Origin of the sequence: Tabrizicola aquatica (assembly GCF_002900975.1) — a bacterium.
Classification (GTDB): domain Bacteria; phylum Pseudomonadota; class Alphaproteobacteria; order Rhodobacterales; family Rhodobacteraceae; genus Tabrizicola; species Tabrizicola aquatica.
This window is the reverse complement of the sequence record NZ_PJON01000006.1, coordinates 34,693-46,934: the sequence shown is the minus strand read 5'-3', so window position 1 is coordinate 46,934 and position 12,242 is coordinate 34,693. Positions and strand designations below refer to the sequence as shown.

Below are 12,242 nucleotides of genomic sequence, written 5' to 3'. Positions count from 1 at the left end.
ATGAAAAAGGGGCATCGCTGCCCCTTCTAAAGCAAGCACATGTTTGTGTCACTGACCGGACGGTCAGCCTTTGGGGCGATTGTCCACGACGCGTTTGGCCTTGCCTTCCGAACGGGCAATTGCATTCGGATCGGTCACATTGATGCGCGTCGACACGCCGACGACCGCCTTGATGTGATGCGCGAGTTCCTTGGCCGACTTGGCCCGGGCGTCTGCATCCACCTGGTCCACCGCGCATTCGACATGGACGGTCATGTTGTCCATCCGGCCCTCGCGCGCAAGTTCGATCTGGAAGTGCGGGGCCAGGCCCTTGCACTTCAGGATCTGCTCTTCGATCTGGGTCGGAAAGACGTTGACGCCGCGCAGGATGATCATGTCGTCGCTGCGGCCGGTGATCTTCTCGATCCGGCGCATTGACCGCGCGGTGCCCGGCAGAAGGCGGGTCAGGTCGCGGGTGCGATAGCGCACCATCGGCAGGCCTTCCTTGGTCAGCGTGGTAAAGACCAACTCCCCCATCTGGCCATCGGGCAGGACCTCGCCCGTCACCGGGTCGATGATCTCGGGGTAGAAGTGATCTTCCCAGATGTGCAACCCATCCTTCGTCTCGACGCATTCCTGCGCGACGCCGGGGCCCATGATTTCCGACAGCCCATAGATGTCGACGGCGTGCATGTCGAAGGCCTGCTCGATTTCCTCACGCATCGCGTTGGTCCAGGGCTCGGCCCCGAAGATGCCGACCTTCAGCGAGGACTGGCGCGGGTCCAGGCCCTGACGGCGGAACTCGTCCAGGATCGACAGCATGTAGCTGGGCGTCACCATGATGATCTGCGGCTGGAAGTCGGTGATCAGCGTCACCTGCCGTTCCGTCTGCCCCCCGGAAATGGGAACCACAGTGCAGCCCAGCCGCTCCGCCCCGTAATGCGCGCCAAGGCCGCCGGTGAACAACCCATAGCCATAGGCGTTGTGCAGCATGTCGCCCGGACGGCCACCCGCTGCGCGGATCGACCGCGCGATCAGGTTCGCCCAGACGTCGATGTCATTCGCCGTATACCCCACCACGGTCGGCTTGCCCGTGGTGCCAGAGGACCCATGCACCCTGACCAGCTTGTTCCGTGGTACGGCGAACATGCCGAAGGGGTAGGTCTCGCGCAGGTCTTGCTTGTAGGTGAAGGGGAACTTGGCGATGTCCTTCAGGGACTTCAGCTCCTCCGGGTGGACATCCGCCTCGATGAACCGGTTGCGGTAGAAGGGCGAGTTTTCATAGGCGTGCTTCAGCGACCGCTTCATGCGGTGGAACTGCAACGCCTCGATTTCATCGCGCGAGGCGATTTCGATCGGGTCAAGGTCCTGCTTGCGGGGGGTAAGGTCTTCCATGGGTTCCTCCCTGGGGAATGCTTAAGCCGGTCAGCCGTCGACCGGAAGATGGGTGCCCTTGACGGTGCGCGAATGGCCGCGGAATTCCGCGATATGCACCCCGTCCTGATTGGTGACGCGCACGTCATAGACGCCGGATCGCCCCTGCCGTGACACTTCGCGACAAGCGGCGGTCAGCCGGTCGCCAACGCGGCCCGGTGCGAGGTAGGTGATCGAGGCCTGCTGCCCGACGGTCCGCTGGTTGTAGCCGTTGCAGGCAAAGGCAAAGGCGCTGTCGGCCAGCGTGAAGATATAGCCGCCGTGGCAGGTGCCGTGGCCGTTCGACATGGCCTCGGTCACTTGCATCGACAGCGTGGCCTCTCCCGGAGCCAGGTGGTCCATCACCATCCCCAGGCGCTGGCTGGCCGAATCGTCGTTCCACAATGCCTGGGCCGACGCTTCGGCAAGCTCCTGCGGGGTCATTTCGGATACAGGTTTCATTTGCCAGTGAACCTTGCGGGGCGCTTTTCAAGGAAGGCGGTAACCCCCTCGGCATAGTCGGCGCTGCGGCCCGCCTGCTGTTGCAGGTCGCGCTCCATGTCGAGTTGTTCGTCCAGACTGTTGGTGGCGGCAGCCTGGATCAGCCGCTTGGTCAGGCCCAGCCCCAGCGTCGGCCCGGCCGCCAGCGAGGAGGCCAGCTTCGTCGCCTCGGCGATCAGGTCCGCGTCGTCCACGGCCTTCCAGATCAGCCCCCAGTCGGCAGCCTTTTCGGCGGGCAAGGGCTCGGCCGTCAGGGCCAGCGCCTTGGCACGGGGTTCGCCCAGGATGCGGGCCAAGGACCAGCTGCCGCCCGCGTCGGGGATCAGGCCGATCTTGGCGAAGGCCTGGATGAACTTGGCCGATTTCGCTGCGAAGACGATATCGCAAGCGAAGGCGATGTTCGCCCCCGCGCCTGCCGCCACGCCGTTCACCGCGCAGATGACCGGCTTCTCAAGCTGGCGAATCAACCGCAGCGTCGGGTTGTAGAAGGTCTCCAGCGTGCGGCCCAAATCAGGCGCAGGCCCACCTTTGCGCGGATCGCGGTCGCCCAGATCCTGCCCGGCGCAGAAGCCGCGCCCCGCGCCGGTCAGCAGGACGGCGCGCACCGCCTCGTCGTCATGCGCGCGCTGGATCTGCGCACGCAGGGCCAGGTGCATCTCTTCGTTGAAAGAATTCAGCTTGTCCGGCCGGTTCAGCGTCAGGCGCAAGACGCCCGCTTCCAGACTGGCAAGGACGGTTTCGGATGTGGCCATGATATCTCCCCCGTCCGCTGTCCCGGACGTCTTGAAAAAGGTCTTGCATAAACCGACCGGCCGGTCAATGATAAACCCGTCGGGGAGGAGAGCCCCCGGCAGGAGGACAGCATGGCGGATTTCTTCGACCTTCACCGGCCGACGCTTGAGGCGGCCGTCGCGGCCCTTGCAAGCCGCGAATACTGGACGCCCCACCCCGAGGTGCCCAGCGGCAAGATCTATGGCGAAACCGCCAAGTCTGACGGTGAAGCCGCATTCGCCGCGCTGATGGGAGAGGACTTCGCCCTGCCCGGCCATCCGGGCGCGACCCGCGCCGGGGCCGAGGTCTCGCCCTTCGGCCCGACGCTTGCCATCCACTACCCCGCCGCGACCCCCGATCAGCTGATCGCCGCCGCAACAGCCGCCGCACCCGCCCTTGCCGCCGCCTCGGTGGAAACCCGCGTCGGCGTCTGCATCGAAGCCCTCGCCCGCCTGAACCGGCAAAGCTTCCTGATCGGCAACGCCACCATGCACACCACCGGCCAGGCCTTCGCCATGGCCTTCCAGGCGGGCGGCCCCCACGCCCAGGATCGGGGGCTTGAGGCCGTCGCCGCCGCCTATGCCGAGATGACCCGCTTCGCAGCGCATGCCCGCTGGGAAAAGCCGCAGGGCAAGGCCGCGCCGATCGTGATGGAGAAGTCCTGGACCCTCCGCCCCGCCGGGATCGCGCTGACCATCGGCTGCAACACCTTCCCGACCTGGAACTCCTACCCCGGCCTCTTCGCCAGTCTCGCCACCGGCAACCCGGTGATCGTAAAGCCGCACCCCCGCGCTATCCTGCCGCTGGCCCTGACCGTGCGCGTGCTGCGTGAGGTGCTGACGGAAGCGGGCCTACCCGCCGATGCCGTCCTCCTCGCAGTCGACGAACCGGGGGCCGAGATCACCAAGACCCTCGCCACCCGGGCCGAAATCCGGTTGATCGACTACACCGGCTCCTCGTCCTTCGGCGGGTGGCTCCGCGACAACGCCCGTCAGGCCCAGCTTTTCACCGAGGAAACCGGCGTCAATAGCGTCGTCATCGCCGCCACCAGCGACCTTGACGGCATGTGCGCGAACCTCGCCTTCGCGCTGGCGCTGTATTCTGGCCAGATGTGTACCTCGCCGCAGAACCTGTACATCCCTGCAGGCGGGATCGAGACCGACAAGGGCCACAAGTCCTTCGACGAGATTGCCTCCGCGCTGGTCGCCGCCATCGACACCCTCCTGTCCGACCCCGCCCGCGCCGCAGGCATTTGCGGGGCCATCGCCAACCCGGCGACGCAAGCCCGGGCCGAGGCGACTGCCGCCAAGGGCCGCGTCCTGCGCGCCGGGGCGTCGAAAGGCGAACCCGGCCCACTACTTCTGGCCGTGTCCGACACCGACGCCACCGCGACCGAGGAATGCTTCGGCCCAGTCGCCTTCCTGATCGCCACCCGCGACGCCGACGCTGCCATCACTCAGGCCGCAACGCTCGCTGCCGAGAAGGGCGCGATCACGGCTGCCCTCTACGACACCGACGAAGCCCGCATCGCCCGCGCCAAAGCCGCCTTCGCCGAGGCCGGGGTAAACCTGTCGATCAACCTGACCGGCAACATCTTCGTCAACCAGTCCGCGGCCTTCAGCGACTTCCACGTCACCGGCGCCAATCCCGCCGGCAACGCGAGCCTGACCGACACCGCCTTCGTCGCCACCCGCTTCCGCCGGGTGATGTCACGCCGACTGGCGGCCTGACTTCAACACGAACTCTCTGGGAGGAGACACAATGAAGACCTTTCTGACCACCACCGCCCTCGTCGCCCTGGCGCTGCCTGCAATGGCCGAAATCAAGATCGGCGCGTCGATCTCGGCCACCGGCCCCGCCGCCTTCCTGGGCGACCCCGAACTCAAGACCCTTGAAATGCTGGTCGAGGACCTGAACGCCAAGGGCGGCCTCAACGGCGAGGAAGTCGTCCTGGTCGCCTATGACGACAACGGCGACCCGAACAAGGCCCGCACCTTCGCGACCCGCCTGGTCGAGGATGACGAAGTCGTCGCCATCATCGGCGGCACCACCACCGGCACCACCATGTCGATCCTGGCCGTGACCGAGGATGCCGAGATTCCCTTCATCTCGCTGGCCGGGGCCATCGACATCATCCAGCCGGTGAAGCCCTTCACCTTCAAGACCCCGCACACCGACCGCATGGCCTGCCAGAAGATCTTCGAGGACATGCAGAAGAACGGCATCTCCAAGATCGGCATGATCTCGGGCACCGACGGCTTCGGCGCGTCGATGCAGGCGCAGTGCAAGGAAGTCGCCCCCGACTACGCCATCGAGATCATTGCGGACGAGACCTATGATCCCAAGGACGCGGACATGACCGCGCAGCTGACCAAGATCAAGGGCACCGAAGGCGTGCAGGCAATCCTGAACCCCGGCTTCGGCCAGGGTCCGTCGATCGTGACCCGCAACGTCAAGCAGCTGGCCATCGACCTGCCGTTCTACCAGTCGCATGGCGTCGCCTCGGACGGGTTCATCGAACTGGCCGGCGCCGACGCATCCGAAGGCGTGCGCCTGCCGGGTACAGCACTTCTGGTGGCCGACCTCCTGGCCGCCGACGATCCGCAGAAGCCCGTGGTCGATGCCTACAAGGCGATGTTCGAGGAAAAGACCGGCACCCCGGTCGGCACTTTCGGCGGCTATGCCCATGACGCTTTCCTGATCATGACCGACGCCATCACCCGCGCCGGTTCGGCCGAACCCGCCGCGATCCGCGACGCCATCGAGGCGACGTCGGGCCTGGCTGGCACCACCGGCATCTACACCTTCACGCCCGAAGACCACCTCGGCCTCGACCTGTCCGCCTTCCGCATGCTGGAGATCCAGGGCGGCAAGTGGACGCTGGTCCAGTGATCTACCCGCCGCGCCCCTGACCTAGGGGCGCGGCAACCCATTTCGGGCCATCGGGGGCGGGACGCATGTCGGAACTTCTGCAATTCCTTTTGTCCGGGGTGACGGTCGGCGCGGTCTATGCGCTGGTCGCCCTGGGTTTCACCATCATCTACAACGCCTCGGACGTGGTGAACTTTGCCCAGGGCGAATTCGTCATGCTGGGCGGGATGATCACCGTCATGGCCTATACCGCAGGCGCGCCCTTGCCCTTGGCCGCGCTGGCCGCCGTGCTGGCGACCGCCGCGCTGGGGGTGGCGATGAACAAGCTGGCCATCGAGCCAGCCCGAGGCGCGCCCGTGGTGTCGCTGGTCATCATCACCATCGGCGCCTCGATCTTCATCCGGGGTGCGGCGCAACTGGTGTTCGGCAAGCAGATCCACACCTTCCCCGCCTTTTCCGGCGATGACCCGATCCGCATCCTGGGCGCAACGATCCTGCCGCAAAGCCTGTGGGTGATCGCGGGGTCCGTCGCAGTGTTCGTCGGGCTGTGGCTGTTCTTCACCCGCACCCTTCTGGGCCGCGCGGTGCTGGCGACCTCGAACAACCGGCTGGCCGCACAGCTTGTCGGGATCAACACGCCCTTCGTGATGACCCTGTCCTTCGCCATGTCCGCCGGGATCGGCGCTCTGGCGGGGGTGCTGGTGACCCCGATCACCATGACCTCCTACGACGTGGGCCTCGCCTTCGCGCTGAAGGGTTTCGCCGCCGCCATGCTGGGCGGGATGGGCAACCCCAAGGGCGCACTGGTGGGTGGCTTCCTGCTGGGCGTGCTGGAGGGGCTGACGGCCGGCTACATCAGCTCGCAGTACAAGGACGCGGCCGCGTTCATCGTGATCCTGGCCGTCCTCTTCTTCCTGCCGCAGGGCCTCTTTGGCCGCAAATCGACGGATCGGGTGTGACCATGCGACTGACCCCCAAATCCGCAACGCTTCTGGCCCTGGTCGTCCTGATCGCGCTTGCGCCGGTCTTCTTCCCCTCGGGCTTCTACTATCGCGTCGGCGCGCTGATCTTCGTCAACGCGCTGGCTGTTACCGGGATCGTGATCCTGACCGGCTGGGCCGGGCAGATCAGCCTCGGCCACGCCGGTTTCGCCGGGATCGGCGCCTATGCCTGCGCGCTGGCCCCCGTTCACTGGGGCATCCATCCCGCGCTGGCCGTCCTGCTGGGCGCTGCGGTTTCCGCTGTCCTGGCATGGCTCGTCGGCCGCCCGATCCTGCGGCTGAAAGGCTACTACCTTGCCGTCGCCTCGCTGGGCATGGGCATCCTGATCTCGATGGTGCTGAACAACGAACGCGAACTCACGCGCGGCCCGGACGGGATCGAGGTTCCCGAGCTTGGCCTGCGCGCCGTGCTGAAGGACGCGGGGCTGGACCTGTCGAACGGCCAGTTCTGGTACTTCTTCTGCGGTATCGTCCTGATCCTGGGCGCCTGGCTGGCCCTGAACCTGCGCGACAGCGCCACCGGCCGGGCCCTGCGCGCCCTGCACGGGTCCGAGGTCGCGGCCCGCACCGTCGGCATGGACGTGGCCAAGCTGAAACTGCAGGCCTTCGTGATCTCGGCCGTCTACGCCTCGGTCTCCGGCTCGCTTCTGGCGCTGCAGAACAAGTTCATCACCCCCGACGTCGCAGGCTTCATGCACTCGGTCGAGATGGTGACGATGGCCGTCCTTGGCGGCGTCGGCTCGGTCGCCGGGGCGATCTTCGGCGCGGCGGTTCTGACGCTTCTGCCGCAAGTGCTGACGGTCTTTGCCGAATACGAGCAACTGGTGCTGGGCCTGGTCATGGTCCTGGTGATGATCTTCCTGCGCGAAGGCGTCGTCCCGTCGATCCTGCGCAAGATCCGGGGGAGTGGCGAATGAACCTTCTGTCGATCGAGGGGCTGGGCATCAGCTTCGGCGGCCTCAAGGCCGTGAACGACGTCTCCTTCGGGGTCAAACCGGGCGAGATCGTCTCGGTCATCGGGCCGAACGGGGCGGGCAAGACCACGCTCTTCAACATGATCTCGGGCGTCTACCAGCCGGGGTCGGGCAAGGTGCTGCTGAACGGCGAGGACGTGACCGCCATGTCCCCGCACCTTCTTGCCCGGCGCGGCATGTGCCGGACCTTCCAGAACCTTCAGGTGTTCCAGTCGATGACCGTGCTGGAAAACACCATTGCGGGCTACCACCTGCAGGAAAGCGGCTCTGTGCTGGCGGACCTGCTGAACCTCCCCTCGTCCCGCCGCCGCGCCAAGGAAGCCGAGGCCGGGGCGCGTGACCTCCTCAAACGTGTCGGCCTCGAACGCGCGGCGGAACGTGAGGCTGGCAGCCTCTCCTACGGCTCGCTCAAGCGGCTGGAGATTGCCCGCGCGATGGCCCTGAAGCCCAAGGTCCTGCTCCTCGACGAACCCGCCGCAGGATGCAACGCGGTGGAAACCGAAGAGATCGACCACCTGATCGCGGAAATCGCCGGCTCGGGCGTCGCCATCCTGCTGGTGGAGCATGACATGAAGATGGTGATGCGGATCTCCAACCACATCGTCGTTCTGGACCACGGCGAGAAGATCGCCGAGGGCGACCCCGCCTCGGTCAGCCAGAACCCTGCCGTCATCGCTGCCTATCTGGGGGCCGAAAATGCTGCTGGTTGAAGGTCTGCGCGCCCGCTACGGGCGGATCGAAGTGCTGCACGGCATCGACCTTGCGGTGAACTCGGGCGAGATCGTGACCGTGATCGGCGCGAACGGGGCAGGCAAAACCACGCTGCTGCGCTGCCTTTCCGGCGTCCATCCGGCGGCGGGCGGGACGATCACCTTCCGCGGCGACAACCTCTCGGGCGTCCCCGCCTGGCGCCGTGTCGGCCGCGGCCTGTCGCAGTCGCCCGAAGGCCGGCAGATCTTCACCAACCTGACGGTCGAGGAAAACCTGCGCCTCGGGGCCTATCTCTTCGCCGACGACCGGGTCGAAAAGGACATGCAGGACGCGTTCCAGATGTTCCCGATCCTGAAGGAAAAGCGCAACCTTGCGGCGGGCGGCCTTTCGGGCGGCCAGCAGCAGATGCTGGCGATGGCCCGGGCACTGATGGGGCGGCCGTCCTGCCTTCTGCTCGATGAACCCTCGATGGGTCTTGCGCCGATCATCGTCGCGCAGATCTTCGACGTCGTGAAGGGGCTGAAGGCGCTGGACGTGACCGTGCTTCTGGTCGAACAGAACGCCTATGGCGCGCTGAAGATCGCCGACCGGGGCTATGTGATGGAAACCGGCCGCATCACCATGAACGGCCCGGCCGCCGAACTGATCGCCGACCCGCGCATCCGCGAAGCCTATCTGGGGATATAAGATGATCAGCATCGACCGCGACGGCGACATTGCCATTGTCACCGTGGACAACCCGCCGGTGAACGCGCTTGGCCAGGCCCTGCGTCAGGGCCTGTGGGACGCGGTCGGCACGCTGGACGCAGACGACACGATCCGCGCCGTGGTCCTGATCTGCGCCGGCCGCACCTTCATCGCCGGGGCCGACGTGACCGAGTTCGGCAAGCCCCCGATGCCCCCGCACCTGCCCGACCTGGTGGACCGGCTGGAACAGGCCGCAAAGCCCTGGACCGCCGCCATCCACGGCTCCGCCCTTGGTGGCGGATTCGAGGTCGCGATGGGCTGCCGCTTCCGCGTGGCCTTGGACACCGCCTCCGTCGGCCTGCCCGAAGTCTCCCTCGGCATCGTGCCGGGCGCCTCTGGCACCGTCCGCACCCCGCGCCTTGCGGGTGTGGAAGCGGCCGTCGATCTGGTCACCACCGGCCGCCCGGTCAAGGCCGCGAAGGCCCTGTCGCTGGGTCTGATCGACGCCCTCGTCACCGGCGACCTGCGCGCCGAAGCCGTGGCCTTTGCCCGCACCGTCCTGACCCAACCCCTGCCGCAGCCCATCTCGACCCGCCCCGTCACCTCGCCCGATCCGGCCTGGTGGGACGAACAGAAGAAGGCCATCACCAAGCGCGCCAAGGGCGAAATCGCCCCCCTCCGCGCGCTGGACTGCCTGCGCGTGGCCGCCGAAAAGCCCTTTGCCGATGCGATGGCCCATGAACGCGCCACCTTCCTTGACCTGCGCGCCTCGGACCAGGCCGCCGCCCTGCGCCACATCTTCTTTGCCGAACGCGCCGCGCCAAAACCCGCGCATCTAAACGCCAAGCCGAAGGACATCCGCTCCGCCGCCGTAATCGGCGGCGGCACGATGGGCGCAGGCATTGCCGCCGCCCTGCGCGACGCGGGCCTCCCCGTCATCCTCATCGAACGCGACGACGAAGCCGTCCAGCGCGGCCTTGCCAACCTTCGCAACATCTTCGACGGCGCGGTCAAACGCGGCAAGCTGACCGAGGCGCAGGCGCAAGCCCGCATGGATGGCGTCACCGCCGGCAGCGACTACGCGCTTCTCGCTGATACCGACCTGGTGATCGAAGCCGTGTTCGAGGACCTGAGCGTCAAGCGTGCCGTGTTCACCCAACTGGGCCAGACCTGCCGCCCCGACGCGATCCTTGCCACCAACACCTCCTACCTCGACCCCCGCCTGATTGCTCAGGGCCTGCCCCACCCCGACCGCTTCATCGGCCTGCACTTCTTCAGCCCGGCCAACGTGATGAAACTGCTGGAAATCGTGCCGACCCCCACGACCTCAAATGAAACCCTCGCCACCGGCTTTGCCCTCGCGCGCGCCCTGAACAAGATTCCCGTCCAGGCCGGGATCTGCGACGGCTTCATCGGCAACCGCATCCTGAAACGCTACCGGGCCGAGGCGGAAACCCTGGTCCGCCAGGGCACCCCGATCGCAGCCATCGACGCCGCCATGCGCGCCCATGGCTTTGCCATGGGCCCGTTCGAGGCGCAGGATCTTGGCGGCCTGGATATCGCCTACCTCCAGCGCGAAGGCGCGCGGGCGGCGGGACAGGACGTGCCGGAAACCCTGGGCGACATCCTCGTCCGCGCCGGGCGCAAGGGCCAGAAGACTGCCGGCGGCTGGTACGACTACGCCCCCGGCGACCGGACACCGCAGCCGTCCGAGACAACGGCCGCCCTCCTCGCCGACCACATCACCACCGGCCCCGTCCTGACAGCCGAGTCGATAGCCGCCCGCCTGACCGGCGCCATGGCCGCGGAAGGCAAGGCCATCCTCGCCGAAGGCATCGCCCTCAAACCCTCCGACATCGACTTGGTAAAGGTCCACGGCTACGGCTACCCCCGCTGGCGCGGCGGCCCGATGTTCGCGGTGGCGGGCTGACCTCAGCCTCACGCGCCTATCGTCCGATGGACCGAACGCAGCGGCACGACCATACGGACCGTTGGCAGCAGAAACTTTCGGCCGGCGTCAGCCTAAATCCCCGGGGCCGCGCGCCCGGCAGGCCGCACGACCCGGCCGAAAGGCCGGGCCTCAACCCTTCGTCTCGACCGCCCCGCCAGCCGCGACCCAGCCGGTAAAGCCCTCCGGGATATGCGCGGCGGCAAAGCCCATGTCCTGCAAGGTCGCCACCGCCAGCGCCGACCGCCAGCCCGAGGCACAGTGGAACACGAACCGCTTCGCCTCGCCAAAGACCGGCTTGAAATAGGGGCTGTCGGGGTCCACCCAGAACTCCAGCATCCCGCGCGGGCAGTGGAAGCTGCCTGGGATGAACCCCGACCGCTCGCGTTCGCGCACGTCGCGCAGGTCGACGAACACCACCTCTGGCTGACCCAGCAGCGCCACCGCCTCGGCCGCCGGGATCTCCTCGATCCGCGCCCGCGCCGCCGCGACCAGTGCCGCCGAGCCGACCTTCAGCGCCATCAGATCGCCGCCTTCCGCATCTCGTCCAGATAGATCTCGCGCAGCCGCGTCGCCACCGGGCCCGGCTTGCCCGACCCCACCGGCTTGCCATCCACCTCGACCACCGGCATGACAAAGATCGACGCGGCGGTGCTGAACGCCTCATCCGCCCCCTGCGCCTCGGCCGCCGTGAAGGCCCGCTCCTCGACCTCGAACTGCGCTTCCGCCGCGAACCGCAGCACCGCCGCCCGGGTGATCCCGTGCAGGATATCGTTGCCCAGCGCCCGGGTGATGATCTTGTTCCCCTTCACGATGTAAGCGTTGTTCGACGTCCCCTCGGTCACCATCCCCGCCTCATCGGTGAACCAGCTGTCGTCCACCCCGGCCTTCTTCGCCGCCATCTTTCCCATCGAGGGATACAAAAGCTGCACCGTCTTGATGTCCACCCGGCTCCACCGCAGGTCCGGGATCGTGATCACCTTGAACCCGGTTTTCGCCGCCGGCGCATCCGCCAGGTTCGGGATGTTCTGCGTAAAGGCCACCACGGTTCCCGGCAGGTCCGCCGGCGGGAACATGAAACTGCGATCCCCCGGATTGCCCCGCGTGACCTGCAGATAGATCATCCCCTGGTCGATCCCGTTGCGGGCCACCAGCTCGCGATGCATCGCCAGCAGCTCCTCGGCCGACAGCGGACACCCCATCTCCAGCTCTTTCAGCGACCGCTCCAACCGGCGGATATGCCCGTCAAAGTCGATCAGCTTGCCATCCAGGACGCTGGTCACCTCATAGACCCCGTCGGCCATCAGGAACCCCCGGTCGAAGATCGAGACCTTGGCCTCGCCCTCGGGCAGATACTCTCCATTCACAAAGACGGTGCGGGTCATG

12 protein-coding genes are annotated in these 12,242 nt (G+C 66.9%); 7 read left to right on the top strand and 5 right to left on the bottom strand.

All coding sequences use genetic code 11. From position 1 onward, the window contains the following. Positions 1-63 precede the first annotated feature (63 nt). Genes paaK through paaG form a run of 3 tightly spaced genes read right to left on the bottom strand, consistent with a single transcriptional unit; the run spans position 64 to position 2,645 of the window. Complete coding sequence (paaK, locus tag CXR42_RS17985; protein WP_103258982.1) at positions 64-1,374, bottom strand: phenylacetate--CoA ligase PaaK; 1,311 nt, start codon at positions 1,372-1,374, stop codon at positions 64-66. Positions 1,375-1,404: 30 nt separating this feature from the next. Continuing rightward, complete coding sequence (gene paaI, locus CXR42_RS17980) at positions 1,405-1,836, bottom strand: hydroxyphenylacetyl-CoA thioesterase PaaI (protein ID WP_219727967.1); 432 nt, start codon at positions 1,834-1,836, stop codon at positions 1,405-1,407. A gap of 14 nt (positions 1,837-1,850) precedes the next feature. Further along, positions 1,851-2,645, bottom strand: coding sequence for a 2-(1,2-epoxy-1,2-dihydrophenyl)acetyl-CoA isomerase PaaG (gene paaG, locus CXR42_RS17975; RefSeq protein ID WP_103258980.1), 795 nt, complete (start codon positions 2,643-2,645; stop codon positions 1,851-1,853). 111 nt (positions 2,646-2,756) lie between these two features. On the opposite strand from paaG, the gene paaN reads away from it, so the two are divergent. The 7 genes from paaN (at position 2,757) to CXR42_RS17940 (ending at position 10,838) form a co-directional block, all read left to right on the top strand. Continuing rightward, the gene (paaN, locus tag CXR42_RS17970) at positions 2,757-4,394 is read left to right on the top strand and encodes a phenylacetic acid degradation protein PaaN (RefSeq protein WP_103258979.1); all 1,638 of its coding nucleotides are present in this window, start codon (positions 2,757-2,759) and stop codon (positions 4,392-4,394) included. A 31-nt stretch (positions 4,395-4,425) separates the two neighbouring features. Beyond that, entirely contained in the window at positions 4,426-5,556 is a 1,131-nt protein-coding gene (locus CXR42_RS17965; RefSeq protein WP_103258978.1) for an ABC transporter substrate-binding protein, read from the top strand. 65 nt (positions 5,557-5,621) lie between these two features. Then, positions 5,622-6,494 (top strand): branched-chain amino acid ABC transporter permease, encoded by an 873-nt coding sequence (locus tag CXR42_RS17960; RefSeq protein ID WP_103258977.1) that lies wholly within the window; start codon positions 5,622-5,624, stop codon positions 6,492-6,494. Positions 6,495-6,496: 2 nt separating this feature from the next. Then, positions 6,497-7,453 (top strand): branched-chain amino acid ABC transporter permease, encoded by a 957-nt coding sequence (locus CXR42_RS17955; protein ID WP_103258976.1) that lies wholly within the window; start codon positions 6,497-6,499, stop codon positions 7,451-7,453. Continuing rightward, a complete protein-coding gene (locus CXR42_RS17950; RefSeq protein ID WP_103258975.1) occupies positions 7,450-8,220 on the top strand; it encodes an ABC transporter ATP-binding protein in 771 nt (256 codons plus the stop codon). The genes CXR42_RS17955 and CXR42_RS17950 overlap by 4 nt, the downstream gene beginning before the upstream one ends. Further along, positions 8,207-8,908: an ABC transporter ATP-binding protein gene (locus tag CXR42_RS17945; RefSeq protein ID WP_103258974.1), complete on the top strand. Its 702-nt coding sequence runs from the start codon at positions 8,207-8,209 to the stop codon at positions 8,906-8,908. The genes CXR42_RS17950 and CXR42_RS17945 overlap by 14 nt, the downstream gene beginning before the upstream one ends. 1 nt (position 8,909) lies before the next feature. Next, positions 8,910-10,838 (top strand): 3-hydroxyacyl-CoA dehydrogenase NAD-binding domain-containing protein, encoded by a 1,929-nt coding sequence (locus CXR42_RS17940; RefSeq protein ID WP_103258973.1) that lies wholly within the window; start codon positions 8,910-8,912, stop codon positions 10,836-10,838. Between the two features lie 150 nt (positions 10,839-10,988). Here the strand turns inward: CXR42_RS17940 and CXR42_RS17935 are convergent, their stop codons facing one another. Continuing rightward, positions 10,989-11,378: a rhodanese-like domain-containing protein gene (locus CXR42_RS17935; RefSeq protein WP_103258972.1), complete on the bottom strand. Its 390-nt coding sequence runs from the start codon at positions 11,376-11,378 to the stop codon at positions 10,989-10,991. Further along, a complete protein-coding gene (locus tag CXR42_RS17930) occupies positions 11,378-12,241 on the bottom strand; it encodes a D-amino-acid transaminase (protein ID WP_103258971.1) in 864 nt (287 codons plus the stop codon). The genes CXR42_RS17935 and CXR42_RS17930 overlap by 1 nt, the downstream gene beginning before the upstream one ends. Position 12,242 lies beyond the last annotated feature (1 nt).

Bases quoted from the DNA above. Each gene is read 5' to 3' on its own strand.
- paaI (WP_219727967.1), bottom strand. From the start codon at position 1,836: ATGACCCCGCAGGAGCTTGCCGAAGCGTCGGCCCAGGCATTGTGGAAC.
- CXR42_RS17965 (WP_103258978.1), top strand. From the start codon at position 4,426: ATGAAGACCTTTCTGACCACCACCGCCCTCGTCGCCCTGGCGCTGCCT.
- CXR42_RS17955 (WP_103258976.1), top strand. From the start codon at position 6,497: ATGCGACTGACCCCCAAATCCGCAACGCTTCTGGCCCTGGTCGTCCTG.
- CXR42_RS17960 (WP_103258977.1), top strand. From the start codon at position 5,622: ATGTCGGAACTTCTGCAATTCCTTTTGTCCGGGGTGACGGTCGGCGCG.
- CXR42_RS17940 (WP_103258973.1), top strand. From the start codon at position 8,910: ATGATCAGCATCGACCGCGACGGCGACATTGCCATTGTCACCGTGGAC.
- paaK (WP_103258982.1), bottom strand. From the start codon at position 1,374: ATGGAAGACCTTACCCCCCGCAAGCAGGACCTTGACCCGATCGAAATC.
- CXR42_RS17950 (WP_103258975.1), top strand. From the start codon at position 7,450: ATGAACCTTCTGTCGATCGAGGGGCTGGGCATCAGCTTCGGCGGCCTC.
- CXR42_RS17930 (WP_103258971.1), bottom strand. From the start codon at position 12,241: ATGACCCGCACCGTCTTTGTGAATGGAGAGTATCTGCCCGAGGGCGAG.
- paaG (WP_103258980.1), bottom strand. From the start codon at position 2,645: ATGGCCACATCCGAAACCGTCCTTGCCAGTCTGGAAGCGGGCGTCTTG.
- CXR42_RS17935 (WP_103258972.1), bottom strand. From the start codon at position 11,378: ATGGCGCTGAAGGTCGGCTCGGCGGCACTGGTCGCGGCGGCGCGGGCG.
- paaN (WP_103258979.1), top strand. From the start codon at position 2,757: ATGGCGGATTTCTTCGACCTTCACCGGCCGACGCTTGAGGCGGCCGTC.
- CXR42_RS17945 (WP_103258974.1), top strand. From the start codon at position 8,207: ATGCTGCTGGTTGAAGGTCTGCGCGCCCGCTACGGGCGGATCGAAGTG.